Here is a 25093-nt window from a genome sequence, read left to right as displayed (position 1 = left end):
CACAAAATTCTGAAAAACGCCTGCGCGCGGTATATCGATCCTAGCCCTCGGCCGGTTCAGTCCTTCAGCGCCCGGCGGACGTCGGGATCTTCGAGCGTCTGATCAAGTGTCTTTTCCGTTCGTTCGATGATCGCGTCGATATCGGCGTCCGTGCAGCAAAGCGGCGGAGCATACCCCAGCACGCCATTGGCGAAGGCGCGGACCACCAGGCCGTTTTCCCAAGCCCGGTCGAAAATCCGGCGTGATGGCTGGGCTTCCGCCGGCAGCGGCGTTTTTGCGACCTTGTCCACGACCAGCTCGATCGCAGCCAGCATGCCGCGCCCGCGGACATCGCCCACCAGGGGATGATCTCTCAAGCTCTCGAGGCCCGCCATCAGCCTCGCGCCGGCCTTTATGCCGTTTTCGAGCAGTCCGCCTTCATAGAGTTTCAAGACTTCCAGCCCGACTGCCGCGCTGACGGGGTGGGCGGAATAGGTGTAGCCGTGACCCACGGCGGAGGCTCCCGCTCCATCGGCAATGACCTGATAGACGTGATCGGCCATGAAAACCGCGCCCATCGGAACGTAGCCGGAGGTGAGCCCCTTGGCCGTTGTCATGAAATCGGGAACAATCTCGTCTTCGGAACAGGCAAAAAGCGGGCCTGTCCGGCCGAAGCCGGTGATCACTTCGTCGGCGACAAAGAGAATGTCGAGTTCCTTGCAGAGCTCCCGCATGGCCTTCATCCATCCCTTCGGCGGGACGATCACCCCCCCCGAACCCTGGATCGGTTCGGCGTAGAAGGCGGCGACCCGGTCTGCTCCAATCGCGTCGACCTTCGCTCTGAGTGCTGCGAGAGACGCTCGGATGATGGCATTCGCATCCTGCCCGACGGGATTGCGATAAGGATAGGGCGACGGAATTTTGTGCTGCCAGTCGAGGGGAACGCCGAAGCCGGCATGGAAGTTGGGCAGGGCGGTCAGTCCCGCGCCGACCGTGGAAGAGCCGTGATAGCCCTGCTCGATCGAGATGAATTGATCGCGCTGCGGTTGGCCGCGGGCAAACCAGTAGTACCGGATGAAGCGGACGGTACTGTCGATGGCATCCGAGCCGCCCAGCGTGAAATAGATGTGGTTGAGGTCGCCGGGCGCGCGTTCGGCGAGCTCGGCGGCAAGGCGGATCGCCGATTCACTGCCGAGGCCGAAATAAGCTGTCGCATAGGGAAGCTCGCGCATCTGGCGAGCCGCCGCCTCCACGATCGTTTCGTGACCGTAACCGGCGTTGACGCACCAAAGCCCCGCGAAGCCATCGATCAACTGGCGGCCTTGAGCATCGGTGATCGTTGCTCCCTTGGCGGATGAAAGCACCCGCACGCCTTGCTGCTCATGGCCGCGATAGGAGGCGACCGGATGCACCAGATGGGCACGATCGAGCTCGATGAGGGAATTGCTGTACATGGTCTTCTCCGGATCAGCCGAGCGCCTGGTTGGCGAGGGCGAAAGTGGTGACTGTCGAGGAATTGCTGCGCTTGATAACGGGGTTCGCCATGGTGATGCCGCCACCGACATGGACAAGCGAATGGGCAGCGAGCCATGGTCCAAGACCGGTTTCCGCGCCGGTGTCGACGCGCAGCAATGCGCCTGTCTTCCGGCTCATGAAGTGCGACAGCAGCGATTTCGCATCGTCGATGTCCGGGGCGACGACTGGCCCCACCACCTCGCCTCGGCCGAAAGGACGAAGGCAGGCGAAGGCGGTGACTTTACCGTCGCGGCGGATGATCGCGAATTCACCCAGATCCGCAAATCGTTCAATAAGAGCGGAGCGGTCGGCGCCGAACGCCTCGCGGTCGAGGGCAATAATTGCCGGAATATCGGCCTTTGTTGCCGCTTCGGTGTTTTCAGGCTTTTCGGTTGGTGCGACAGGCCCTTGGTGCTGAACGACGGCGCCGGTCTGGCGAAACCCCAGCTTTTCATAGAGGGGCAGACCATCGGCGGTCGCGGTGAGACGCAGGGGACGGTCATCCGCGAGAGCCAAGGCGGCCTCCATGAGGCGGCGTCCCAGCCCGCGTCCGCGCATGCTTGCAGCGACGATCACCATGTTGATCGTAGCGCAGTCCGATTCGTAAGGTGTGAAGAGCGTGGTACCGACGACCTCGTCATCAGCGGTGACCGCAACGACGCCGTTACTTAGGCCGAGGGCGACTTTCCAGTCCTCCAGGCGATGAGGCCAGCCGGCCTCGTGCGACAGGCGGACCGCAGCGTCCAAGTGTTCGGGACCGAATGGCCTGATTTCTATCCGTCGCTCCTGCATGGCGCTCCTCGCATTTCTTTTGCCCAAGTGTCGGAGCGTCGGTGCCGGTAGATTATCTGAAGGCGATGTTCTTGACGGTATCTTTCGCCGTAGCTGCTTGCCCTTGCCGCATCTTATGCCGTACCCTCGTTGACGGCGGTCGCGAAACCGGGAGTGAAACGCGTCTTCGTCGGTTGTTCCTGCAAGCAAATGCCAAACGAACGCCGCTATACGAAACTTTCTGCTCCGAACCTCGCAAATTCAGTAGGCTCACACGCCGAAAGCAATCCTATTATCGTGTTCTCCACCAATCGCCTCGAGGGGCAGCACGTAAGGACGAAGCGCATGACCACCTTCCGCCCGAAATATATCACCTTCGATTGCCACGGCACGCTGATCAATTTCCAGATGGCGGAAGCTGCCCGTGACCTCTATGGCGATCGTCTCGACGAGGCGGCCATGTTGCAGTTCATCAACAATTTTTCTGCTTATCGGCTCGACGAAATCATGGGCGCTTGGAAGCCTTATGCTGAGGTGGTGCATAATTCGCTCGAACGGACGTGCAAGCGCAACGGCGTTACCTTCAAGGAGGAAGACGCCAGGATGGTTTATGAGCGCGTGCCGACCTGGGGACCACATGCCGACGTTCCGGCAGGCCTTGCCAAGGTGGCGAAGGAAATTCCGCTCGTCATCCTGTCGAACGCGATGGATAGCCAGATCATGTCGAATGTCGCAAAGCTCGGCGCACCCTTCCATGCCGTCTATACGGCAGAGCAAGCCAATGCCTATAAGCCGCGCTTCCAGGCCTTCGAATACATGTTCGACATGCTCGGCTGCGGCCCGGAAGACATTCTGCACTGCTCGTCTTCCTTCCGCTACGATCTCATGTCGGCGCATGATCTCGGCATCAAGAACAAGGTCTGGGTCAACCGCGGTCATGAGCCGGCCAATCCCTATTATGGCTATGTCGAAATCGCCGATATTTCCCGTCTGCCCGGTGTTGTGGGGCTCTGAGAAAAGGCAGCCAGATGAAACATTCCTCTTATTGGCACTATACGGCGCCTCGCTTTGCGGGTGCCGCTGCCGGCCCCGTCGAAGGGCATTATGACGTCGTCGTCGTGGGCGGCGGCTTCACCGGGCTTGGCGCCGCCCGGCAGCTTGCCATGGCGGGGGCGAAGGTTCTTGTTCTGGAGGCTGAGACCGTCGGCTTCGGCGCGTCCGGTCGCAACGGCGGCCATCTGAACAATGGTTTGGCGCATAGTTACATCGCGGCCAAGGCGGAATTGGGCAAGGAGCGGGCGATCGCGCTCTATCGCGCATTCGATGCTTCGATCGACACGCTTGAAGCGATTATCGCGGAAGAGGGGATCGACTGCAATTTCCGTCGCGCGGGCAAGCTGAAGCTTGCCTCCAAGCCACAGCATTTCGAAGGTCTGGCCAGGAATTTCGAGGCGGTGCATGCCGAGGTCGATCCCGATACCGCGCTGCTGTCCGCCACCGAACTCAAGGATGAGATCGGTTCGCCGTTTCATGGCGCGATGCTGTCGAAGAAGAGCGCCATGATGCATATGGGCCGCTATGTCGCCGGATTGGCCGAGGCGGCCAAGCGACGCGGAGCTGTTATCGTGGAAGGCGCTGCCGTGACGGAGCGCAGCCAGGCCGGCGGTAGGCACGTCCTCAAGACCACCAAGGGCATCGTTACGGCAGACCAGGTCATGATCGCGACCGGCGCCTACACGACAGCTAATTTCAGCTACTTCCGTCGCCGCATCATGGCGGTCGGCAGTTTTATCGTCGCGACACGGCCCTTGACGGATGCGGAAGTTGCCTCGGCAATGCCCGGCAATCGCACCTGCGTGAACACGATGAACATCGGCAACTACTGGCGCCTGTCACCGGATAACCGGCTGATCTTCGGAGGGCGGGCCCGCTTCTCCGCAACCTCGGACCAGCGCTCCGACGCCAGGAGCGGCGCGATACTTCGCGAAAGCCTCGCCCGCATATTTCCCCAGCTCGCCGAGGTCGAGATCGACTATTGCTGGGGTGGTCTCGTCGATATCACCAAGGACCGCTATCCGCGCGCGGGCTATCATGACGGCATCTGGTACGCCATGGGCTATTCAGGCCATGGCGCGCAGCTTTCCACGCATCTTGGCATGACGATCGCCGATGCGATCCTTGGAAGGCCCGACCGCAATCCATTGAAGGGGCTCGATTGGCCGGCCGTTCCCGGCCATTTCGGCAAGCCTTGGTTTCTGCCCTTGGTCGGCCTGTATTACAAAACGCTCGACAGATTTCAGTGATATCAGCTGGTGGCAGGCTTTGAACGAAATCAGCAGCATAAAAAGAGGGGTCGCGCTTGCGGCCCCTTTTCCAGTCTGAGACGCGACAACTCAGTTAAGGCCGCCGATATGGAAGGCCTTTGTTTCCAGATACTCTTCGATTCCGAGCTGCGAGCCTTCGCGCCCAAGCCCCGATTGCTTGACGCCGCCGAACGGCGCGACCTCCGTCGAGATCAGGCCGGTGTTGAGGCCGACCATGCCAAATTCGAGCGCTTCGCCCACACGCCAGGCACGCTTCAGGCTCTCGGTATAGAAATAGGCCGCAAGTCCGTAGGGCGTACCATTGGCAATCGTGATCGCCTCGTCTTCCGTCTCGAAGCGGAAGAGCGGCGCAACCGGTCCGAACGTCTCCTCGGCGGCGAGCTGCATGGCGGTGGTGGCCCCGGTCAGGACGATCGGCGCCGTATATTGCGGGCCGGCCGGCAGATCCCGCTTGGCCGTCACGATGGTTGCGCCTTTCGAGAGCGCGTCATCGACATGCCGGCTGATCTTGGCGATCGCCGCTTCATTGATCATCGGACCGATCGCAACGCCGGCTTCCGTGCCCGGCCCGACCTTCATGGCATCGACGCGCGCGGCGAGCTTCTTGGCGAAGGCATCGTAGACGCCGGCCTGGACCAGGATACGATTGGCGCAGACGCAAGTCTGTCCGCCATTACGGAATTTGGAGATGATCGCACCCTCCACGGCAAGGTCGAGATCCGCGTCATCGAAGACGATGAAGGGAGCATTGCCGCCGAGCTCGAGGGAAAGTCGCTTGATGCTGCTGGCTGCGCCGCGCATCAGTAGCGAGCCGACGGGCGTGGAGCCGGTGAAGGAAATCTTGCGCACGGTCGGGTTGGCAAGGATCTCGGCGCCGATCTCGGACGGCATGCCGGTGACGATATTGATGACGCCTGCCGGAATGCCGGCCATTTCTGCAAGCACGCCGAGCGCCAGGGCCGAGTAGGGGGTGAATTCGGAAGGCTTCACCACGACCGTGCAGCCGGCCGCAAGTGCCGGCGCAAGCTTGCGCGTGATCATCGCATTCGGGAAGTTCCAGGGCGTGATGATGCCGCAAACCCCGACCGGCTCTTTCAGCACAAGGATGCGGCGGTCGGGCGTCGGCGATGGAATGGTCTGGCCGCCGATGCGGCGCGCTTCTTCGGCGAACCATTTGACGAAGGACGCGCCGTAACGGATTTCACCACGGGCCTCGTCAAGCGGCTTACCCTGCTCGATCGTCAGGATCAGCGCTAGATCATCGATATGCTCGAGCATCAGATCATGCCAGGCTTCCAGCCGCGCTGCACGCTCGGCATGGGTCCGCTTCTTCCAGGAGCCATAAGCCGCCTCGGCGGCCTCGATCGCTGCACGGGTCTCGTCGCCGCCCATATTCGGCACGGTTCCGATGATGGCCTGCGTGGCCGGATCGACGACGGCAACGGTCTTGCCCGAACGGGCGGCAAGCCAGTCGCCACCGATCAGCGCTTGCTCGCGGAACAGGGATGGCATTTTCAGATTTTGCATGTTCAAACCTCGATAAGACTTCAAATTGCGGCGAGCAGTGCTGTGGTGATTGCGTCGGTCCGGTCTTTGCCCGGAACCGTGCCGATGCCGCTTGCGGTTGTCGTCTCGATCGCCGCCATGACGGCATTTGCCGCATCCTGCTCGCCCAAGTGTTCGAGCATCATGGCGCCAGACCACACAGTTGCGATCGGGTTGGCGATGCCGAGATGGACAATATCGGGCGCGGACCCATGCACAGGCTCGAACATCGAGGGAGCGTTCCGTTCAGGGTTGATATTGGCCGATGCCGCAAAACCGAGGCCGCCCTGGATTGCTGCGCCGAGATCCGTGAGGATGTCGCCGAAGAGGTTGGATGCGACGACCACGTCGAGGGTTTCTGGCGCCATCACCATGCGGGCCGCCATGGCGTCAATGTGATAGCTCGTGACCTCGACGTCCGGATAGTCCTGCGCAAGCTGTCGGGTGATTTCGTCCCAGAAGACCATCGAATGCTTCTGGGCGTTGGATTTCGTCACCGAGGCGAGCTTGCCGCGCCTGGCTCGCGCCTGCTCGAAGGCGAAACGCAGAATGCGTTCGACGCCCTTGCGGGTGAAGATCGACGTCTCGACCGCGACCTCGTCGAGCGTGCCCTGATGAATGCGGCCGCCCGCGCCGGAATATTCGCCCTCGGTGTTTTCGCGGATGCAGAGAATGTCGAAGGCTGACGCTTTGAGCGGTCCCTGGACGCCCGGCAGCAGGCGGTGCGGGCGAATATTGGCATATTGCACGAAGTTCTTGCGGATCGGCAGCAGCAGCCCGTGCAGGGATACCGAATCCGGCACTTCGGCCGGCCAGCCGACGGCTCCGAGCAGTATGGCATCGAAACGGCGCAGCGTTGCAATGCCATCGGTGGGCATCATCGCGCCGGTTTCCTTGTAGAAGGCACAGGACCAAGGAAATTCAGTATCGTCGAGCAGAAAGCCGCTGTTGCCGGCTGCCTTTTGCAGAACCGACCAGGCAGCGGCGGTCATGTCGCGACCGATGCCATCACCGGGGATCAAAGCGATCTTGTAGGTTTTCATGTTCGCTGTCCTCAAAGGCTGATCAAAACGCTCTTGCTCTTGCGGTTGGCCTGGAATGCCTCACGGCCCAGATCCTTGCCGATACCCGACTGCTTGTAACCACCGGTCGGCAGGATGTGGTCGCGTGTGCGGCTATAGCGATTGACCCAGACGGTGCCGGCTTGCAGACGGCGGGTCAGCCGGATGGCGCGCGAGAGGTCGCGGGTAAAGAGGCCTGCGGCGAGCCCGTAGTACGGATGGTCGGCAAGCTGCAGGGCTTCCTCCTCGTCCTCGAATGTCTGGAGCGTCAGCACCGGACCGAAGACCTCCTCGACGATGGCTGGAGAATTCTGATCGACTCCGGCCATCAGCGTCGGGCTGTAAAAATAGCCTGGTGCGTCCATGCGCGTGCCACCGGCAAGGCATTCTGCACCGGCTTCGATGGTGGCGGAGACGATCGCATCGATACGCTGTCTCTGCTTCTCCGAGATGATGGGGGAGTAGCGGCTCGCTGCATCCCAGGTGGGACCCGGAGCTACGCCCTTCATCCGGTTCCGGATGGCGTCGATCAGTGCGGCCGCTATATTTTTCTCGACGATGAGACGCGATCCGGCGACGCAGGCCTGGCCGGCGTTGCCGACGATACTGGCCGTGATGGCCGCGGCCGCCTTGTCGAGGTCCGCATCGGCAAAGACGATCTGCGGGCTCTTGCCGCCGAGCTCCAGCGTCATCGGCTTTATGCCCGTCCGGGCGATGTTCTTCATGATGGCCGATCCGGCGCGGGTCGAACCGGTAAAGCTGATCTTGGCGATTTCGGGATGGCCGGTGATCGCGTTGCCGGTCGTCACGCCGTCACCCAGCACCACATTGATCAGGCCGGCGGGAAGGCCGGCGCGCACGGCGAGCTCTGCCAGATAGATGGATGAAAACGGCGTCATTTCGGACGGCTTCAGGACGACGGCGTTTCCGGCAGCCAACGCCGGGCCAAGTTTCCATGCGGCCATGTTGATCGGGAAATTCCAGGGCGTGATCGCTCCCACCACCCCATAGGGCTCCGTCATGATCATGCCGATATTGCCATCGTCGGTCGGCACGAGGTCGCTGCCTTCCTTGTCGGCGAATTCGGCGAAGAAGCGGATCTGCTCCGCCGAAATCGCGATATCGCCCTCGACAAGCTGGCCGACGGGTCGCGTCGACGCGACAGCCTCCAGCCTCGCCAGCGTTTCGGCTTCCTCTTCGATGAGATCGGCCCACCGGTGCAGGACATTCAGGCGCTCGCGCGGGCGGACGCCGCCCCAATTGCTATGCTTCAGCGCGGTCTTGGCCGCCTGAACTGCCTGGTCGACAACGGACGCGTCCGCGATCGGGCACTCGGCATAGGCCTTCCCATCGGAGGGGCGGTGCATCGGAATGACACCACTCGCAGCCCTGAAGTTCCCACCGATGATATGGCCGACAGGAAGCGAAAGACTGTCGGGATCGAAGCTCAGGTCCATAATGATACCTCCGGTCAATTTACCGAAATGCTATAGGATCGGCGAAGTAGCTTGATCCGATCGCGTCGGCTGCCGCGGCGGAAAACGCCGTTTTGAGACGATCGGGCAGCGTATTCTTTGGCAAGGCTGCACGCAGGGCTCGGAAACCGCATCGTGCTGGGGATCTCAAGGGGTGACGGTCACGTAGATCTTCCGGACCGTTTCGATCGTCTTCCAGATTCCGACGAAGCCCGGTTTCATGACGAAGCTGTCGCCGGCTCTATAGACGACGGGCGCGCCGCCTTCCGGCGTCAATTCGACGACGCCGGAGAGAATATGGCAGAATTCGAAGGTTTCGCCCTTGATCGAGTGGCTGACACCGGGGGTCGCCTCCCATACGCCGGTGTGCACCGTCTCGTTGCGGGCGCTATCCTGCGCCCAGGTCTTGAGCTTCGGATCGCCCGAGATCAGCCGTTCGGGAGCGACAACGTTTTCGCGCGGTGTGAAGGCGGGGTTGGGATCAATCGTCTTCAGGAGGGACATAGGGTTCCTTTCGGGCTTGAGATCAATAGCCACGTCGGCGGTCGACGAGGCCGAGCGGGTCCAAGCCCGCCCGGATCCGCTTGATATTGTCGATGACGGCGCGCGCGGCGCTATGGGGCTGGGTGACGCTTGCGATATGCGGCGTCAGCAGGATACGCTCGTGGCTCCAGAATGGATGTCCGGCCGGCAGCGGTTCGGGATCGGTGACATCGATCACGGCGCCGGCAAGCTGGCCATTGTCGAGCGCGACCAGGAGATCTTCCGACACGAGCTGCGGCCCGCGACCGACATGCACGAGACCCGCGCCTTGTGGCAGTTTCTCGAAGAGATCGGCATTGAGAAAACCGAGGGTCTCGTCAGTCAGTGGCAGAAGGCAGATCAGGAGATCGGTTTCAGAAAGCATGGCCCGGAGTCCCGCTTCGCCGGCAAAGCAGGCAACGCCTTCCAGTTCGTGTTGGCTGCGGCTCCAGCCGGAAAGCACAAAGCCGAACGGCTTCAATCTTTCGAGCACGGCCTGGCCAAGGTTCCCGAGCCCCAGCACGCCGATGCGACGCTCGTGAGCCTGAACCTGTGGCAAGGCATTCCAGACCTGGCGGCGCTGGTGGCTGAGATAGGCGGGCAGGTTGCGGTGGAGCGAAAGGACGCCAAGCGTCACATATTCCTGCATCATGCGAGTGATGCCGTCTTCGACCATCCGGACGACTTTTACGTGATCGGGGACATGCGCCGTATTGAACTGGTCGATACCGGCGCCGATGGAAAACAGAACTTCGAGATTGCGATAGCGCGGCAAGTCGTCCGGAACCGTCCAGGTGATCAGATAGCGCACGGCGTCTGGATCGACCGACGTCGGATCCATGGAGAAGGCGAGATCCGACAGCTCGCGGGCGAAAGCTTCGTGGAAGATATGACCTCGACGGGCATCCGAATTGAAAAGGAACGTCATGGGCTTCTATCCCTCGCTCTTGCCGCATCAGGCCAGGCAACGACTGCCGAGACCCTCGATCATGGCCTGGCAGGCAGCGAGTTCGTCCATGAGGATGAATTCGTTCGGCTTGTGCGCGCGCCCGATGTCGCCCGGACCGCAAATGATCGCCTCCAGGCCGGCACGCTGGTAAAGCCCGGCTTCGGTGCCGTAGCTGACGGCCGCCAGCGGCTCAATATCAGTCAGTTCGGTCAGCAGGCCGGCAAGGGGGGCTGCCCTTGGAAGGGAAAGGGCGGGATAGGAGCTCAGCTCCTCCCATTGGACCTGGAATCCTCGGTTTTCAAGCACGGCAACGGCCTCGTGTACCGGTAAGAGCAGTGCTGCCGGGTCTGCGCCGGAAATTGCCCTTGCTTCGACCTCGAGCATACAGAGATCCGGAATGATGTTGAGGGCCTGCCCGCCGTGAATGGTACCGACCGAGACTGATGAATAAGGCGGCTCGAACTTCGCTTCGAACGGCCCTTGGGCAAGAGAATGGGCGGTCGAAACGGCTGCCTGCAAGACCTCGGCGGCGGCATGGATGGCGTTGAGGCCGAGGTCGGGCCGCGACGAATGACCGGAGCGTCCCTTCAGGGTGATGCGGGCGGCGGATTTCCCCTTGTGTGCAAGGATGGCGCGCATGTTGCTGGGTTCGCCGACGATGACGCCGAGCGGCGTTTGGCAAAGCTCCGGCAGGCGCGCAATGAGATGCGGCACGCCACGGCAGCCGGCTTCCTCATCATAGGAAAAAGCAAAATGGATTGGCCGCGCGAGGGGGCTTGCCGCGAGCATCGGCGCAGCCGCCAGAGACGCGGCCAGAAAGCCCTTCATGTCGCTGGTGCCGCGGCCATACAGCCTCTCGCCATCGACCCGAAGCGCGAAGGGATCGCTCGCCCATCCCGCCTCGTTGGCGGGCACGACATCCATGTGTCCGGAGAGGACATAGCCCGGTTTGTTGCGAGGGCCGATGGTGGCGAAGAGGTTCGACCTGTCACCCTCGGGGCCGGGAATAATATCGACGGTGGCACCGAAGGACTTCAGATAGGTACTGATCCACTCTACGATTTCAGCATTCGGCGTTCCGACGACGGAATCGAAAGCGACCAGCTTTGCCAGGATATCCAGTGCCTGCATTGGTGTTGCCAATCTCCGATTGCCGTCCTCGTCTGTGCGAGTGAGGTTGTGATCAACGAGAAGATTAGGCGTCTGTCAGAAGAATACCTGCCGAAAGCGTGGCTCATACGGTCAATTCTTGCGTCGGTATTTGCATACGCAGTGAAATGTTTCGCGCGGTCTCGGCTAAGCTCGCCAAACATGATGCCGGCTTGCGCGAATAAGCAGCAGGAAGATCGAATGGCGGTTGGATTGCGAATGGATACAAAAGTACCCGAAAAACTGCATGTCGATGCATTCGAACTGCGCTTTGCCGACATCTCAGAAGTCTCTCTGTCTCAACTTCAAGCTCTCTCGATGTCAGTCGGATGGCCGCATCGATCGCAGGACTGGCAGCATCTACGGGATGTCGGCCGCGGCTTCGTGGCGCTTGACGAAATCGGCAGGGTTTCGGGCTCGACCATGTGGTTTCCACACGGAGAGAATTTCGCCACGTTCGGGATGCTTATCACCGCGCCGCGCCTGCAGACTAATGGTGCGGCGGAGTGGCTGGTTAAGCGGATGCTGGAAGAATGCCACCATGAACGGATACGGCTGAATGCGACAAGAGCGGCGCGCCGGATATGCGCAACTTTTGGATTTATGCCGAAACAGACGGTCTTTCAGTGTCAAGGGGAAATTCTATCCGTGCCTCAGGCGGCTGATATCAGGCAAGGGCTTGACCTGAGGCGGCTCGAATGCAGCGATCTGGACGTTGTTACGGCCTTGGATGAGCCCGCTTTCGGTACGCGGCGCTATGAACACCTCAAGCGATTGTTTGAAAGCTCCATCTGCTACGGTCTTTATGACGGTGGCAGGCTAATGGCTTACTCCATGCGGCGCCGGTTTGGCCGCGGTCACGTCGTCGGTCCTGTCGTCGCTTATTGCGAGGAAGACGCGATTGCCGTCGTTCATCCGCATGTCGTAGCCCATGTCGGCAGTTTTTTGCGCCTCGACACCCATTTTGGTGCCGGACCGTTCGGCAGTTTTATCCAGCAAAGCGGAATGTCAGTCTTCGACGCCGTGACCACCATGGTTTCTTCTGAGAGCGCCTTATATGGGGGGCCGAGCACAGGTGCTCCGATCGTATTTGCACTCGCCTCGCAGTCTTTCGGATAATCGCAAAAAACCCTTAGTTATGAATAGCCCCCGGTGGAGGCTGAAGCACCTTCCATTTAACTACTGTGCGAACGTTGATATAGAGCTGCAAGCTGTAGCTGCGGCCGACCTTAAGAAGTTCACCGATGGCTGGACTACTAAGATTCCCAAGGCGCAAGAGTCAGGTATCGATATTGAGGAATTTCAAACGTAACAGCAGGGTCGTTGGTTCTACTCCCATCAAGGCGGCTATCTTGGATATTGCTCCACAGTCAATAATATCATATATGTAGGTATGTTCCTACATGGAGGCATTCTATGAGCATCACAAGTTTGTCTAGCCGGGAGTTGAACCACGACGTCAGTAAGGCAAAGAAGGCTGCCAAAAGAGGACCTGTAGTTATTACAGATCGCGGGAAGCCGTCCCATGTGTTGATGACGTACAGCGAATTCGTCCGCCTGACCGGCAAGCGACGGAATCTCGTCGATACTCTTTCAATGCCTGGTTTGTCGACGATCGAATTAGATTTACCGAGAGCCGAGATTGCACCTCGCGAGGTCGATCTGTCTTGAAGTACCTGCTGGATACAAACGTCGTCTCCGAGTTGCGCAAAGTTGGAGACGGTAAGGCCGATCCCAATGTGACGAAGTGGGTCGGTGCGCAAGATTCCAATGTCTTGTTCATTTCCGCAATTACGATCCTGGAAATTGAGCGTGGGATATTAACCATCCAGCGTCGCGACGCTGCCCAGGGCTCTCGCTTGCGAGGATGGATGGATAGCCGTGTTCGCCCTGAATTCGCCGAGCGAGTTCTGCCAATCGATGACGCGATAGCAACGCGTTGTGCCCACTTACATATTCCGGACCGCCGCAACGAGGCTGATGCTTTGATCGCCGCGACCGCGCTGGTTCACGGTCTAACTGTAGTCACGCGTAATGTTCAGGATTTCGATGGTACCGGCGTGATCGTAGTCGACCCGTGGCAAGACTTTGAGGTTCGTTCGCAACTTTCTTTGTCAAATTTCGACGGGGAAGGGGAAATATTTTAAATAATTCGATATCTTTAACGCCCAATCCGTGCCGTCGCGGTTTTCCAAAGGATTGACCATTATCAAATAGATTAAACACATAGCGTCTCAAACCGGGGGAGTACTCGTCCACCTTGCCAGTTGACTTTCGTCGGAGACCCGTGTCTTTTTACACTTTTGGATAGTATTTAAACTGCTCGGCTCCGAATGTGCAGTTTCTCGGTTGTGGCGAGCCCGACAAGGTCGGGCGATCGCGTTTGGGGTATGGCCAAGCTTGATGGCGTCGCTTTATTTCGCATCGCTTGTCTCCCGGAATCCGGGGTCATCATTGAGTGCGCGAGAGATCGTTGATTTCTAAACTCCGAGAAGTTGGGGGCTCGCGATCGCCGATCACTGGCGGAGCTGCCGGAACGGTCTTGCTGCGGGTGATCTGGCTGAACCTTGAACGTCACCGTCTTGGCGCCGATTTCATGGCGCCGGAAATTCCAGCTCTCCCGCTGGCCCAAAATCGGGAGCACTTCAAAATACCGCTGGAGGAAACTCAAAGCTGGATAAATCTGGGGGCAAGGTTACCGGCGGACCGCTGCCTGCGCAGAGAAGCGATCAGGACAAGGTCCGATCGCCAGGAACTGGCTTTGTCGATAATAGGTCGACTGCGTTCTTTCGTTCCTCTGTTGAGGCGACGAGGCGTGAATCCTATTTTTTCAAAAGCCAAGCTCACCACGTCAGTTCCATAATTAGTGCTTACGCCGCGAACGGTGATCTCAGGATTTCCCGGACCTCTTTCACAGCCGACTGCAGTGTGCGCACCTTGACCCCGCCCTTCGCCTGATAATTAGCCGCTCCTGCGCCAACGACGATCCTGTTTTCTATCTCCAGATCGTCACAAGCCACAAAGAAGCCGCGCTCAGCTTGTGGAGCGCTGGCACGCTTGACCTCGATCGCCACCTTAGCCTTTCCAGCTTGTTCAATGACGAGGTCGATCTCGGCCCCATCGGCTGTCCTGTAGAAGAAAGGCGCCACGTCTGGACCGGCTGCGAGGATAAGCGTCTCAAGCACAAAACCTTCCCAACTCGGCCCAACGACGGGGTGACCTAACAATTGATTAAGTGTTCCGATTTCCAAAAGAGCATGTACAAGCCCACTGTCGCGGACATAGATCTTTGGTGACTTCACAAGACGCTTGCCAAGATTACCGCTCCATGGCTGAAGACGGCGAACCAGCATGAGATCAACAAGGAGATCTATGTAGCGGCCAATCATAGGCGCAGATACACCCAGACCTTGGGCAAGCCGCGCGCTATTAAGTGTATTTCCTTGGCCGTTGGCGAGCATCGTCCAAAACCGTCCGATTGTCGCGGCTGGCATACGGGGCGCAAACATCGGAACATCGCGTTCAAGGTAGCTGCGAACAAATGCCTGTCGCCAGAGATAACTATCCTCATCCGTCGCCGCCGTCAGGCTATCGGGGAAGCCGCCGCGCAGCCACAACTCGTCGATGTCGATAGAAGCCGCCCCGGCCTCTTCCACACCGATTGGCGGCATTTCGAGATAGATTATGCGCCCTGCCAGCGTCTCGGATACCTGTTGGATTAGGTCCAGGGACGCCGATCCCAGCAACAGAAATTGCATTGACCGCTCGCCGCCAGCGCGCCGATCGTCAACGATCCCACGCAGCTCGGCAAACAGCGCCGGCAACCGCTGCACTTCATCCAGTACCGTCAAATGGCCGACTTGAGCCTTGAGGAACGCTTCCGCATCTTCCAGTTTGCGGCGGTCACCTATACGTTCCAGATCCAGATAAATCGTGCCTTTTATTCGATCGGCAATCTTGCGGGCGAGTGTGGTCTTGCCAACCTGACGCGCGCCGATCAGAGCGACAACGGGCGCGCGTGCTAACGCGCGCTCAAGGGCAGTTTCGATAGAGGGGCGAGGTATCATCATTGCCGCAAATCATAAATCAGGGTTGCGAATTACGGTCAATAGACTCTGCCGAAAATGATTGTGGCTCGTCCTCCGGCTGCCCATCTGACGGCGTCGAGGACGCCTTCACTCGCGGAACTCCATTGAAACGGCTTGAGAAGCTGACAAACATCGCAGGTGCTGGTGCGCTAATGATAACGGTGCTCCAGGACAGTTGACCCGGTTTGCGCCGGCTGCAGCTGGCGGTAAAGTCATCAGATGCAAAAGCTGTGATCTTCAATGACCCCTATTCCTATGATGTCCGAAGTCGTTGAGGTTAAGAAGATTCTTGGCCGCCGAACGGCGGTTCGTATCCCATCAAGGCGTGGTAATGTGGTTTGGTTACCGCAGCAGGCCGTCGATATCGAATTCGTCCCACCCACGAAGCTCCGTGGCCGCAGCATCGGACTGCTTCGCCGATCTCTTTGGTTTGGTGGTCGGCTTTTTGAGCGTACGTTTGAGCTTCGCGCGATACGCAGCCTGCCGCCTGTTCTCCGCCTTCGCTGAGACGTCGTCTTCCCGCCACTCGTCGATTGCGCCCCGATCAAGCAGGTCTACGACCACCTTTGGATCGAAGACGTGGAACGTGATCCTCCGCGCCCGCCCATTCAGCCGTACGGTCCGCGTCCCAGCGCTCGGTAGCCGGCCGTCTGCAAGCCAGCGATGCCGTTCACTGGTCTTGATCGTGAGGATGTCCTGGATCTCTCGCGGGATGACGGGCAGAGTTTCGATATCCATCATCGCCTTCGCGACGATGGCGGTCGCAGCGTTGAACGCGGCTTTGTCGTCGGCCGGCATGGCGAGGATGATGTCGCTTCCATCAAGCGCCAGCGACTTCTTCGACGTGGCAGGAACACGCGATTGCAGCTCCTGAAGTACTCCTTTCGCGCGCACGTACGACCCCATGGTGGCCGCAGAAGAAAGCGTCCATGTCCGGATGAGCTCCACGTCGTTCTTTTCGTGCTTTGGCATGGAGCGTAGATGGTGATGGTAGTCTCCCGCGTCAACGATTTGAAACGACAGTGCAATAACAGACCGATGATCGCCTGCTGCTTATCAGCCAGAGATCTCCTCCGTTCTTAGTAGCTGAGCTTCGGATACCAGTCCGTGCCACGTCCCGCCGGCGTCAGATCGAGAATGTTCCAGAGCGGCGCGACGTCAACGGAACCCCTTGGGTCCTGTCCCGGATCCGCAGCCGCGGCCGGCATCTCGGCATTGTAGAAGACCCGGACCTTGCTGCCGTCCTTCTGATAGACGGTCAGTCCCGGATACTCGTTGCCCTTGTCGTCCAGAAGCCCGAGATCGCGAGCATAGGCGTCGCCGACGGTCTGCACGAAATCGAGATCGCGCCAGCCGCGCTCCATGGCGAAGGCGCGCTGCCGCTCGACGGGGCTGCGTCCGATGATCTTGAAGGCGACGCGTTGCTTGACGTCAGCACCGTTGCCGTTCGCGCCACCGAGAAAGTTGGTGCACATCGGGCAGGGTCGCTCGCGCTGCGGTCCGAACATCCAGAAGTAGGTCACGAGTGTGTCGTGCCTGCCGAACAGATCGGCAAGACCGAGCTCGCTTCCGTTCTCGTCCTTGAAGCGATAGTCCTTCTCCACAAGCGGACCTGGCGGAAGGCGGCGGCGTTGCTCGGCCAGGCGGGTGAGATGCCGCCGCGCCTCGATTTCCTCCGCAAGTAGGCTCGTCCTGGCCTGCGCATATTCCCGGGTTTCGTTCTTGAACCTTGATGCGCGCATCGCGGCCAGATCTACAGCGGGTTTGAGATTGGACATGTCCATGTCTTCGCTCCCTTGAACGGCAAGCTGATCAGCCCTTCGGCGGCTCAGCGAGGATGATGCGATTGTTTTCCCGGTCGAAGAAGTTTGCGACCGCGCCGAACTCTCCACTGGCCTCGGTAGCGGGCAAGATTCCCTGGGCAGCCAGTCTTTCTTTCTCCGCGGCAAGATTGGGCACGACGATCGTCATGATCCCGCTTCCCGTCCGTTCGTCGTCGCGCCACAGCTGGAGCCCCGCTGTCCCCATGTCCCGCCACTGCGCCATGTGCGGCAACGGATGGTCGTCGGCTGGGCGGCCCATGAACGTTGCATACCATTCGAGTGCTGACTCAAGGTCGCGTACGGCGATCGCAGCGTAAATCCCTTGAACGGTGATGGACGTCGTCATGTCGGCTCTCCTCGTCCTCAACGCTTAAAAGACGTCTGACGAAGATCGTTCCCGACATTGCGAAAGAACTTTTTTCGCACCTCGTCAGACCGCTCACACACAGACTTCCGGTACAGTATCCGCAACGACTGAACCGTCGTCCGCTTCGAACCGCCAAGGCGCCCATCTTGTCTCCAGCGCCGGCATCACCATCTTGAGTCGGAATCCCCCGGAGCCTCGACATGAACGACCTCATTCTCACGACCGTTTTCGACGACGACACGATGGAAATCCTGCCGCCGGAACGGAAGACCTGCGGCGGGGTTGAGATGTCGTCATGCGACTGCTGCGGGCGTCGCGCCATCATCGAGGAAGACTGCTGCGGGATCTGTGAGGAGTGCCTGTCCCCCTGATCAACCTTCGGATTGCCGGTTTTTGCGGGCGCAAGCCGAATGATCGACTTGGTCCTCAAAACGGCGCTATTCCGCGGCGTGACGTAGAGGATGGGCTTCGAGCGGCTCAACGGGGGCAATGATCTCGAAATCGCCGATCATGTGATGCTGATCGGATCCCGGTACCGCCAATGTCCAGAAGTCAGGGGATTCTCCGAAGATCGTGGAAACCTGCACGATCGTCGTCCGGCCGCCTGCGTACTTATTTGATCGAGCCCAATAGAACTCGTCCGGAACCAAACTCTTCATAACGCCTACTCCCCACGCTATGGACCGCACGATACCAGAAAATCGAAAGATGACTATCGCTCGTATCCGAGCTTCCACAGGGCCGAAGGTTCGAACCCCTTAAGCGCCAGGGAATGCTTGCCCCGTCTCAAGACGGGGCAAGCGACTTCAGAGAACGGCGACGTTTTCGGCTTTCGATTTACCCGTCTTGCGGTCCTGGCCTACGTCGTAGCTGACCTTTTGGCCATCTTTCAACGAGCCACCAAAACCGACCGCCGAGATGTGAACGAACACGTCCGGTCCGCCATTGTCAGGGGTGATGAAGCCAAAACCCTTGTCCTGATTGAAGAATTTTACAGTGCCAGTTGCCATGGTGCCCTCTTTTTTCAATGCCAAGCGCTATGGCTTTAGCGATCTATGTTAGGCGCGGCAAGGTTGCCGCGTAAAGCCGGCCGGCGACACAAGCGCGTATCCTTCCCTATCGAAAAGAACACGAACATTCGTCGGCAGAGTCAAATGTGGCGACGGCGATCGAGAACTGGTCTATCTAGAATAGCATCGCCTGCTGAAACGGTTCACCGTCCTTTGTGAACGATCAAGGAGCCGTATGGCTCACGAGACGAGACGATCAGCGCGGCAGCGGGTAGCGGCCGCGCCAAGTGCATCGCCTCATCCACGGCGCCCGCATCCAGACGTCGGTCTCGTCTGAGGTGGGCAGCAGCACCGGCATCGCCTTGTCGTGAATGGGCTTCACCAGGTTGTTCGGATCCGTCGTCAGGAAACCATAGAGATCATCGGCGGTCATCCCGTCTTTCACCTTCCGGACGCTCTTCCGTTGCGGCACATGAATGCCAAGGATTTGCCTTCGTCACGCGCGAACCAGGCATTCGGCACCTTGCCTACCGTCCTCCTGGCTGGCGGGATCAGGTTTCGCAAATGTGGTGACCGGGACAATGCGAATGAGCTCGCCCATATCGACGGCTTGACCCTTGGCCCTGAGTTTATCGCCCACGCCTGGCGGCAGTTCAGCAGGGAAAGTTTAAAACACCGTGACGATCTCAGCTTTATCCCCGTTATCCAAGCGGATAGTGGTTCAAACCACAGTCAGCGGAAAAAATCGCTCGCCAGCTACCCGCTTGATTCCGATAGCAATTCGCGGATTTTACAATATTCAGGATAATATTCCCATCCTTCGGGTTGCTTGACTCTTATGGTTGTCGGGAACAGAAAGGGAACATCCGCATTTTGCTCGACATGATGTCGGCCCGATCCTGACGCCGCACGATCTTGAAGGGAGCCGTGAACGATGACTGCTGCCCGTTCCCCGGGGATTTCAGATGTGATTTCCGATCTGCGCGAGCGGATCTCTACGCTTCAGGGCTTGTCCGCCAGGAAGGCCGGCTGTCTTGCCTTTGGCGTGCCTGATATCGATGCCGTTCTGCCCGGCGGTGGCTTGGCCTATGGGGCACTGCATGAGTTCGCCGGCGGCGGGTCTGGGACGGTTGATGGGGCCGCGGCCGCACTCTGTGCGGCCGGCATTGCGGCGCGCACCAGGGGTCCAATCGTCTGGTGCCTGACGCGGCCCGATCTGTTCTTTCCGGCACTGGCACAGGTCGGCCTCCATCCCGACCGGGTGATCTTCGTCGAGTCCGACAAGGAGGAAGACGTACTTGCCAACATGGAGGAAGGCTTGTCCTTTGGTGGTCTTGGCGCCGTGGTCGGTGAGCTCGTTCGCCTGCCGATGGTCAGCTCCCGGCGCCTGCAGCTTGCCGCGGAGCGCACCGGGACGATGGCGCTCACGGTGCGGCGATGGCGAAGACAGACGGAGGCCAATGACTTTGGCCAGCCGACAGCCAGTACCACCCGTTGGAGGGTCAGCGTCATTCCGTCGGAAGACCTTCCGGTGCCTGGCGTTGGCCGGGCGCAGTGGTTTCTGGAACTGATGCGCGTGAAAGCGGGTGGGTGTGCTGAGTTTCTCGTGAGGGCGTGTGATGACAAGGGTCGTATCGATCTATCTCCCGGATCTGCCGACCGATCGGATCAGACGCGACGATCCGTCCATTCCGGCTGAGCAGGCAATCGCGGTGATCGCCAAGAGCGGCTCGAAGCGCTGGGTTTCGGCCGTCGATGCGGCTGCTCGCAAGGCCGGTCTGCGTGTCGGCATGCCGGCGGCCAAAGCCCAGGCTCTATTTCGGGGGCTGAGGCTTGTTGATGCGCAGCCGGATGCCGATGCGGCAGCTCTCGAACGGATCACGCTGTGGGCGCTGACGCAATATTCCCCTGTTGTCGCGGTCGATGGCACCGACGGGATCGTTCTCGACACTGAGGGCGCCGATCATCTGCAGGGCGGCGAGTTGCCAATGGTCACCAAGATCTCCAACCAGTTCCTGGCGCGAAAGCTGACGGCCAGGGTCGCGATTGCCGATACCTGGGGTGCCGCACACGCTTGCGCGCGGGCGATCAGCCGCGAGACCGTCGTCGTGCCAATCGGCAAGACCGTCCCCGCCGTCGAAAAGCTGCCGATCACGCTGCTTCGCCTTCCGGAAAAGATCGTCGGCGATCTCACCACCCTCGGCTTCCAGACAATCGGCGAATTGGCCAATACCCCGCGCGCGCCGCTGACACTGCGCTTCGGACCCGAAATCGCCCGACGCCTCGACCAGATGTTCGGCCGCGTCTCCGAGCCGATCGATCCGATCCGAACGCCGGAACTGATTGAAGTCTCCAGAGCCTTCGCGGAGCCGATCGGCGCCGCCGAGACCATCGACAAATATGTCGGCAGGCTGGTCGTACAGTTGATCGGCGAGCTTCAGAAACGTGGTCTCGGGGTGCGCCGCGCCGACCTGATCGTCGAAAAGGTTGACGGTACAAGGCAGGCGATCCGTGCCGGGACGGCCAAGCCGGCCCGCGATGTCGCCTGGCTGACGAGGCTGTTTCGCGACCGGACGGAGAAGATCGAACCCGGCTTCGGGATCGAAAAACTCACGCTAGTTGCCGTCATCGCCGAATCGCTCGAGGACATGCAGAGGGTCTCGTCTCTGGTCGAGGACGAGGTGAGGGATGTCACTCCTTTGATCGACATTTACGGCAACCGTGGCCAGCGGGTCTACCGCGTCGCCCCTGTTGCATCGGATGTGCCCGAACGCTCGGTTCAGCGGATTGGAGCCGCCTCTGAGCCGCTCGAGGTGGCATGGGTTGGTCATTGGCGCCGGCCAGTGCGGTTGCTGCCGCGGCCGGAACTCATCACCGCCATTGCCCTGATGCCGGACCATCCACCGGCGTCGATCACCTGGCGCGGTCGGCGACACAGGTCAAACGTGCCGACGGTCCGGAACGCATATTTGGGGAATGGTGGCAGCGCGACGCCGAGATGGAGGCGGTCAGGGATTATTTCGTCATCGAGGACGAAGCCGGCGAGAGGCTCTGGGTGTTCAGGGCGGGGGATGGTGTCGATCCGGAGACCGGTGACCATCGCTGGTTCATGCATGGAATATTCGCATGAGCTACGCCGAACTCCAGGTCACCACCCATTTCTCATTCCTGCGCGGGGCGTCGTCGGCCGACGAGCTGTTTACCCGCGCCAGGGAGCTTGGCATCGAGGCAATCGGTGTGGTCGATCGCAACAGCCTGGCCGGTATCGTCCGCGCGCTGGAAGCATCGCGCGCGACCGGCCTGCGCCTCCTCGTCGGCTGCCGGCTGGACCTTACCGATGGCATGTCGGTGTTGGTCTACCCGATCGATCGCACCGCCTATTCGAGGCTGACACGGCTTATCACTCTTGGCAAAAGCCGGGGCGGCAAGAACAACTGTATCCTTCACTGGGATGATATCGTCGCCTATTGCGACGGGATGATCGGCATTCTCGTGCCTGATCTCGCCGACGAGACCTGCGCCGTGCAATTGCGCAAACTGGCCGAGGTCTTTGGCGACCGTGCCCATGTCTCGCTCTGCCTGCGTCGGCGGCCGAATGACCAGCTGCGCCTGCATGAGATTTCCAACATGGCAGCCAAGTTCCGCGTGAAAACCGTCGTCACCAATGACGTGCTTTTCCATGAGCCGGGCCGGCGGCAGTTGCAGGATGTCGTCACCTGCATCCGTCACAACACCATGATTGATGATGTTGGTTTCGAGCGCGAGCGCCACGCTGATCGTTATCTCAAACCGCCGGAGGAAATGCAGAGGCTGTTTCCGCGTTATCCGGAGGCTCTGGCGCGGACGATGGAGATCGTGCGGCGATGCACGTTTTCGCTCGAGGAGCTCACCTATCAGTATCCCGAGGAAGCGATCGTGCCGGGCAAGGACGCCCAATCCTCGCTCGAGCACTATGTTTGGCAATGCGTGCCCGATCGCTATCCGGAAGGCCTGCCGCCTGATGTGCTGAAGATCGTTCGCCATGAGCTCGATCTCATCCGCACCATGAAATACGCGCCATACTTCCTGACCGTCTTCTCGATCGTCCGCTATGCCCGCAGTCAGGGGATCTTGTGCCAGGGCCGCGGATCGGCCGCCAACAGTGCCGTCTGCTATATTCTCGGCATCACCAGCATCGACCCCTCCACCAACGATCTGCTGTTTGAGCGCTTCGTATCGCAGGAGCGTGACGAGCCCCCGGATATCGACGTCGACTTCGAGCATGAGCGGCGCGAGGAGGTCATTCAATGGATCTACCGGACCTATGGGCGAGAGAAAGCGGCACTTTGCGCCACCGTCACGCGCTATCGGGCTCGCGGCGCCACCCGCGACGTTGGCAAGGCGCTCGGACTGCCAGAGGACGTGATCAAGGCACTCTCCTCAGACATGTGGTCCTGGTCGGAAGAGGTCTGCGACCGCAATGTCCGTGAGCTCAATCTCAATCCCGACGATCGGCGTCTTACCCTGACCCTGAAACTGGCCCAACAGCTGATGGGCGCGCCTCGCCATCTCGGCCAACACCCGGGCGGGTTCGTCCTCACCCATGACCGGCTCGACGATCTGGTGCCGATCGAGCCGGCGACGATGAAGGATCGGCAGATCATCGAGTGGGACAAGGATGACGTCGAAGCGCTGAAGTTCATGAAGGTTGATGTGCTGGCACTCGGCATGCTCACCTGTATGGCCAAGGCATTCGAACTCATCCGGGAGCACAAGGACCGGGACATCGATCTTGCGACCATCCCGCAAGAAGATCCGGCCACTTATGCGATGATCCGCAAGGCCGATACGCTTGGCACCTTCCAGATCGAAAGCCGCGCCCAGATGGCAATGCTGCCGCGGCTGAAGCCGCGGACATTCTACGATCTCGTCGTCCAAGTGGCGATCGTCCGGCCCGGGCCGATCCAGGGGAACATGGTGCATCCCTATCTTCGCCGGCGTGAAGGCAAGGAGGCGGTCGAGTATCCAACGCCGGAGCTTGAGGCGGTTCTTGGCAAGACGCTTGGCGTGCCGTTGTTTCAGGAAAGCGCCATGCGGGTCGCTATGGTCTGTGCGGGGTTCACCGGTGGCGAGGCCGACCAACTGCGCAAATCCATGGCGACCTTCAAGTTCACCGGCGGCGTCTTGCGTTTCAAGGACAAGCTTGTCTGCGGCATGGTGAAGAACGGTTACTCGCCGGCGTTTGCAGAAAAGACCTTCTCGCAGCTGGAGGGATTTGGTTCCTACGGCTTTCCAGAAAGCCATGCGGCCTCCTTTGCGCTTATTGCCTACGCCTCGAGCTTCATCAAACGCCACTATCCCGAAGCCTTCTGCGCGGCGCTGATCAACAGCCAGCCCATGGGCTTTTACGCGCCGGCCCAGATCGTCGGCGACGCGAGAGCGCATGGGGTGGAGGTGCGTCCCGTCTGCATCAATCGGTCCCGCTGGGATTGCACGCTGGAGAGAATTGATAATTCTGGTCGTCATGCGGTCAGGCTCGGGTTCCGGCGGGTCAAGGGACTGGCGGTCGCGGATGCCGCCCGAATTGTCGCGGCACGCATGAACAGTGATTTCCGGTCGGTCGACGACATATGGCGCCGGTCCGGCGTACCCGCCGAGGCTCTCGTTCAGCTCGCCCAGGGGGATGCTTTCCTGCCGTCGTTGAAGTTCGAACGGCGCGATGCCCTCTGGGCAATCAAGGCGCTCCGCGACGAACCGCTGCCGCTGTTTGCCGCCGCCGCCGAACGTGAGATGCAGACCATCGCCGAACAGCAGGAGCCGGAGGTGGAGCTTCGGCAGATGACGGACGGACATAACGTCATCCAGGATTATAGCCATACCGGCCTGACATTGCGCCAGCATCCGATCGCTTTCCTGCGTAGGGATCTGCAGGAGCGCAACATCATCACCTGTAGCGAGGCGATGAATGCGCGCGATGGCCGGTGGGTCTACACCGCTGGCCTTGTCCTCGTGCGCCAGAAGCCTGGGTCGGCCAAGGGCGTGATGTTCATCACCATCGAGGACGAGACGGGGCCGGCCAACATCGTGGTTTGGCCGACGCTGTTCGAAAAGCGCAGGCGGGTTGTCCTCGGATCGTCCATGATGGCGATCAACGGGCGGATCCAGCGGGAAGGGGAGGTGGTGCACCTGGTGGCGCAAGAGCTATTCGATCTGTCCGGCGATCTCTCAGGGCTGGCCGACCGCGACACCGAGTTGAAGCTACCCACAGGCCGGGGCGACGAGTTCGCCCATGGTGGCGGTCCGAATCCACGCGATACGCCGAAGCCGGTCGTGCAGGCGCGCGATATGTATGTTCGTGATCTTCATATCGATACGCTGAAGGTGAAGAGTAAGGATTTTCAGTGAAAGGGCACCATGGAATTCACGTGTCGAAGGTTCGTATCTCTTCAAGACCTACACTGTCATGTAGCCTCAAACCCTCAGTAGAATAGATGGCAGCTTCGCGCCCCCAATTCGGTCGCCGATTGTGGCCTCGT

At 60.1% G+C, this 25093-nt stretch carries 22 protein-coding genes and 2 pseudogenes; 9 read left to right on the top strand and 15 right to left on the bottom strand.

From position 1 onward, the window contains the following. Positions 1-56: 56 nt before the first annotated feature. Both ATY80_RS27555 and ATY80_RS27550 read right to left on the bottom strand, forming a co-directional pair. A complete protein-coding gene (locus tag ATY80_RS27555; RefSeq protein ID WP_088695461.1) occupies positions 57-1433 on the bottom strand; it encodes an aspartate aminotransferase family protein in 1377 nt (458 codons plus the stop codon). 13 nt (positions 1434-1446) lie between these two features. Continuing rightward, a complete protein-coding gene (locus tag ATY80_RS27550; protein ID WP_088695460.1) occupies positions 1447-2286 on the bottom strand; it encodes a GNAT family N-acetyltransferase in 840 nt (279 codons plus the stop codon). Between the two features lie 324 nt (positions 2287-2610). Here ATY80_RS27550 and ATY80_RS27545 point away from each other — a divergent pair, with 324 nt between their 5' ends. Continuing rightward, on the top strand, positions 2611-3279 hold the full coding sequence (locus ATY80_RS27545; RefSeq protein ID WP_088695613.1) for a haloacid dehalogenase type II: 669 nt from the start codon (positions 2611-2613) through the stop codon (positions 3277-3279). 14 nt (positions 3280-3293) lie between these two features. Continuing rightward, on the top strand, positions 3294-4568 hold the full coding sequence (locus tag ATY80_RS27540) for an FAD-binding oxidoreductase (protein ID WP_088695459.1): 1275 nt from the start codon (positions 3294-3296) through the stop codon (positions 4566-4568). 90 nt (positions 4569-4658) lie between these two features. Here the strand turns inward: ATY80_RS27540 and ATY80_RS27535 are convergent, their stop codons facing one another. The 6 genes from ATY80_RS27535 to argE form a co-directional block, all read right to left on the bottom strand. Then, positions 4659-6116, bottom strand: a complete 1458-nt coding sequence (locus ATY80_RS27535; RefSeq protein WP_088695458.1) for an NAD-dependent succinate-semialdehyde dehydrogenase — start codon at positions 6114-6116, stop codon at positions 4659-4661. Positions 6117-6136: 20 nt separating this feature from the next. Further along, complete coding sequence (locus ATY80_RS27530) at positions 6137-7177, bottom strand: tartrate dehydrogenase (RefSeq protein WP_088695457.1); 1041 nt, start codon at positions 7175-7177, stop codon at positions 6137-6139. A gap of 11 nt (positions 7178-7188) precedes the next feature. After that, entirely contained in the window at positions 7189-8652 is a 1464-nt protein-coding gene (locus ATY80_RS27525; RefSeq protein WP_088695456.1) for an aldehyde dehydrogenase family protein, read from the bottom strand. A gap of 165 nt (positions 8653-8817) precedes the next feature. Next, positions 8818-9174: a cupin domain-containing protein gene (locus ATY80_RS27520; RefSeq protein ID WP_088695455.1), complete on the bottom strand. Its 357-nt coding sequence runs from the start codon at positions 9172-9174 to the stop codon at positions 8818-8820. A 22-nt stretch (positions 9175-9196) separates the two neighbouring features. After that, on the bottom strand, positions 9197-10120 hold the full coding sequence (locus tag ATY80_RS27515) for a glyoxylate/hydroxypyruvate reductase A (protein WP_088695454.1): 924 nt from the start codon (positions 10118-10120) through the stop codon (positions 9197-9199). A 27-nt stretch (positions 10121-10147) separates the two neighbouring features. Beyond that, positions 10148-11272: an acetylornithine deacetylase gene (argE, locus tag ATY80_RS27510; protein WP_088695453.1), complete on the bottom strand. Its 1125-nt coding sequence runs from the start codon at positions 11270-11272 to the stop codon at positions 10148-10150. Between the two features lie 219 nt (positions 11273-11491). Between argE and ATY80_RS27505 the strand changes: the two genes are divergently transcribed. The 3 genes from ATY80_RS27505 (at position 11492) to ATY80_RS27495 (ending at position 13437) form a co-directional block, all read left to right on the top strand. Beyond that, a complete protein-coding gene (locus tag ATY80_RS27505) occupies positions 11492-12409 on the top strand; it encodes a GNAT family N-acetyltransferase (protein WP_088695452.1) in 918 nt (305 codons plus the stop codon). A gap of 297 nt (positions 12410-12706) precedes the next feature. Continuing rightward, a complete protein-coding gene (locus tag ATY80_RS27500; protein WP_088695451.1) occupies positions 12707-12961 on the top strand; it encodes a type II toxin-antitoxin system prevent-host-death family antitoxin in 255 nt (84 codons plus the stop codon). After that, positions 12958-13437: a type II toxin-antitoxin system VapC family toxin gene (locus tag ATY80_RS27495; RefSeq protein WP_088695450.1), complete on the top strand. Its 480-nt coding sequence runs from the start codon at positions 12958-12960 to the stop codon at positions 13435-13437. The genes ATY80_RS27500 and ATY80_RS27495 overlap by 4 nt, the downstream gene beginning before the upstream one ends. Positions 13438-14160: 723 nt before the next feature. Here the strand turns inward: ATY80_RS27495 and ATY80_RS27490 are convergent. The 4 genes from ATY80_RS27490 to ATY80_RS27475 form a co-directional block, all read right to left on the bottom strand. Beyond that, the gene (locus ATY80_RS27490) at positions 14161-15360 is read right to left on the bottom strand and encodes an ATP-binding protein (RefSeq protein ID WP_088695449.1); all 1200 of its coding nucleotides are present in this window, start codon (positions 15358-15360) and stop codon (positions 14161-14163) included. Positions 15361-15720: 360 nt separating this feature from the next. Then, positions 15721-16350: a hypothetical protein gene (locus tag ATY80_RS27485; RefSeq protein WP_088695448.1), complete on the bottom strand. Its 630-nt coding sequence runs from the start codon at positions 16348-16350 to the stop codon at positions 15721-15723. Positions 16351-16457: 107 nt separating this feature from the next. Continuing rightward, the gene (locus ATY80_RS27480) at positions 16458-17162 is read right to left on the bottom strand and encodes a DUF899 family protein (RefSeq protein ID WP_088695447.1); all 705 of its coding nucleotides are present in this window, start codon (positions 17160-17162) and stop codon (positions 16458-16460) included. A 28-nt stretch (positions 17163-17190) separates the two neighbouring features. Further along, positions 17191-17547, bottom strand: a complete 357-nt coding sequence (locus ATY80_RS27475) for a VOC family protein (protein ID WP_088695446.1) — start codon at positions 17545-17547, stop codon at positions 17191-17193. A 221-nt stretch (positions 17548-17768) separates the two neighbouring features. Here ATY80_RS27475 and ATY80_RS29165 point away from each other — a divergent pair, with 221 nt between their 5' ends. Further along, complete coding sequence (locus ATY80_RS29165) at positions 17769-17939, top strand: hypothetical protein (protein WP_189637284.1); 171 nt, start codon at positions 17769-17771, stop codon at positions 17937-17939. A gap of 66 nt (positions 17940-18005) precedes the next feature. Here the strand turns inward: ATY80_RS29165 and ATY80_RS27470 are convergent, their stop codons facing one another. From ATY80_RS27470 to ATY80_RS29880, 3 genes and pseudogenes are all read right to left on the bottom strand, one after another. Beyond that, positions 18006-18227 carry a hypothetical protein gene (locus tag ATY80_RS27470; RefSeq protein WP_088695445.1) on the bottom strand — a complete coding sequence of 74 codons (222 nt, stop codon included), beginning with the start codon at positions 18225-18227 and terminating at the stop codon, positions 18006-18008. A 147-nt stretch (positions 18228-18374) separates the two neighbouring features. After that, positions 18375-18578, bottom strand: coding sequence for a cold-shock protein (locus ATY80_RS27465; RefSeq protein ID WP_088695444.1), 204 nt, complete (start codon positions 18576-18578; stop codon positions 18375-18377). A 203-nt stretch (positions 18579-18781) separates the two neighbouring features. Beyond that, a pseudogene (locus tag ATY80_RS29880) lies at positions 18782-19212 on the bottom strand (SOS response-associated peptidase); the annotation flags it as partial. A gap of 300 nt (positions 19213-19512) precedes the next feature. Between ATY80_RS29880 and ATY80_RS27455 the strand changes: the two are divergent. The 3 genes and pseudogenes from ATY80_RS27455 to ATY80_RS27445 all read left to right on the top strand — a co-directional run bounded on the left by ATY80_RS27455 (position 19513) and on the right by ATY80_RS27445 (position 24962). Next, on the top strand, positions 19513-20277 hold the full coding sequence (locus ATY80_RS27455; RefSeq protein WP_088695443.1) for an ImuA family protein: 765 nt from the start codon (positions 19513-19515) through the stop codon (positions 20275-20277). Further along, positions 20198-21708: pseudogene (locus tag ATY80_RS27450) on the top strand (DNA polymerase Y family protein). The gene ATY80_RS27455 and the pseudogene ATY80_RS27450 overlap by 80 nt, the downstream one beginning before the upstream one ends. Further along, positions 21705-24962 carry an error-prone DNA polymerase gene (locus ATY80_RS27445; protein WP_088695442.1) on the top strand — a complete coding sequence of 1086 codons (3258 nt, stop codon included), beginning with the start codon at positions 21705-21707 and terminating at the stop codon, positions 24960-24962. The pseudogene ATY80_RS27450 and the gene ATY80_RS27445 overlap by 4 nt, the downstream one beginning before the upstream one ends. Positions 24963-25093 lie beyond the last annotated feature (131 nt).

This window comes from Rhizobium sp. R711 (genome assembly GCF_002211365.1).
GTDB lineage: Bacteria > Pseudomonadota > Alphaproteobacteria > Rhizobiales > Rhizobiaceae > Rhizobium.
The sequence above is the reverse complement of the archived record's forward strand: the minus strand, read 5'-3'. Positions and strand labels throughout refer to the sequence as shown.

Bases quoted from the DNA above. Each gene is read 5' to 3' on its own strand.
- ATY80_RS27545 (WP_088695613.1), top strand. From the start codon at position 2,611: ATGACCACCTTCCGCCCGAAATATATCACCTTCGATTGCCACGGCACG.
- ATY80_RS27535 (WP_088695458.1), bottom strand. From the start codon at position 6,116: ATGCAAAATCTGAAAATGCCATCCCTGTTCCGCGAGCAAGCGCTGATC.
- ATY80_RS27475 (WP_088695446.1), bottom strand. From the start codon at position 17,547: ATGACGACGTCCATCACCGTTCAAGGGATTTACGCTGCGATCGCCGTA.
- ATY80_RS27465 (WP_088695444.1), bottom strand. From the start codon at position 18,578: ATGGCAACTGGCACTGTAAAATTCTTCAATCAGGACAAGGGTTTTGGC.
- ATY80_RS27525 (WP_088695456.1), bottom strand. From the start codon at position 8,652: ATGGACCTGAGCTTCGATCCCGACAGTCTTTCGCTTCCTGTCGGCCAT.
- ATY80_RS27485 (WP_088695448.1), bottom strand. From the start codon at position 16,350: ATGCCAAAGCACGAAAAGAACGACGTGGAGCTCATCCGGACATGGACG.
- ATY80_RS27455 (WP_088695443.1), top strand. From the start codon at position 19,513: ATGACTGCTGCCCGTTCCCCGGGGATTTCAGATGTGATTTCCGATCTG.
- ATY80_RS29165 (WP_189637284.1), top strand. From the start codon at position 17,769: ATGAACGACCTCATTCTCACGACCGTTTTCGACGACGACACGATGGAA.
- ATY80_RS27505 (WP_088695452.1), top strand. From the start codon at position 11,492: ATGGCGGTTGGATTGCGAATGGATACAAAAGTACCCGAAAAACTGCAT.
- ATY80_RS27490 (WP_088695449.1), bottom strand. From the start codon at position 15,360: ATGATGATACCTCGCCCCTCTATCGAAACTGCCCTTGAGCGCGCGTTA.
- ATY80_RS27445 (WP_088695442.1), top strand. From the start codon at position 21,705: ATGAGCTACGCCGAACTCCAGGTCACCACCCATTTCTCATTCCTGCGC.
- argE (WP_088695453.1), bottom strand. From the start codon at position 11,272: ATGCAGGCACTGGATATCCTGGCAAAGCTGGTCGCTTTCGATTCCGTC.
- ATY80_RS27515 (WP_088695454.1), bottom strand. From the start codon at position 10,120: ATGACGTTCCTTTTCAATTCGGATGCCCGTCGAGGTCATATCTTCCAC.
- ATY80_RS27480 (WP_088695447.1), bottom strand. From the start codon at position 17,162: ATGGACATGTCCAATCTCAAACCCGCTGTAGATCTGGCCGCGATGCGC.
- ATY80_RS27550 (WP_088695460.1), bottom strand. From the start codon at position 2,286: ATGCAGGAGCGACGGATAGAAATCAGGCCATTCGGTCCCGAACACTTG.
- ATY80_RS27555 (WP_088695461.1), bottom strand. From the start codon at position 1,433: ATGTACAGCAATTCCCTCATCGAGCTCGATCGTGCCCATCTGGTGCAT.
- ATY80_RS27500 (WP_088695451.1), top strand. From the start codon at position 12,707: ATGAGCATCACAAGTTTGTCTAGCCGGGAGTTGAACCACGACGTCAGT.
- ATY80_RS27520 (WP_088695455.1), bottom strand. From the start codon at position 9,174: ATGTCCCTCCTGAAGACGATTGATCCCAACCCCGCCTTCACACCGCGC.
- ATY80_RS27470 (WP_088695445.1), bottom strand. From the start codon at position 18,227: ATGAAGAGTTTGGTTCCGGACGAGTTCTATTGGGCTCGATCAAATAAG.
- ATY80_RS27530 (WP_088695457.1), bottom strand. From the start codon at position 7,177: ATGAAAACCTACAAGATCGCTTTGATCCCCGGTGATGGCATCGGTCGC.
- ATY80_RS27540 (WP_088695459.1), top strand. From the start codon at position 3,294: ATGAAACATTCCTCTTATTGGCACTATACGGCGCCTCGCTTTGCGGGT.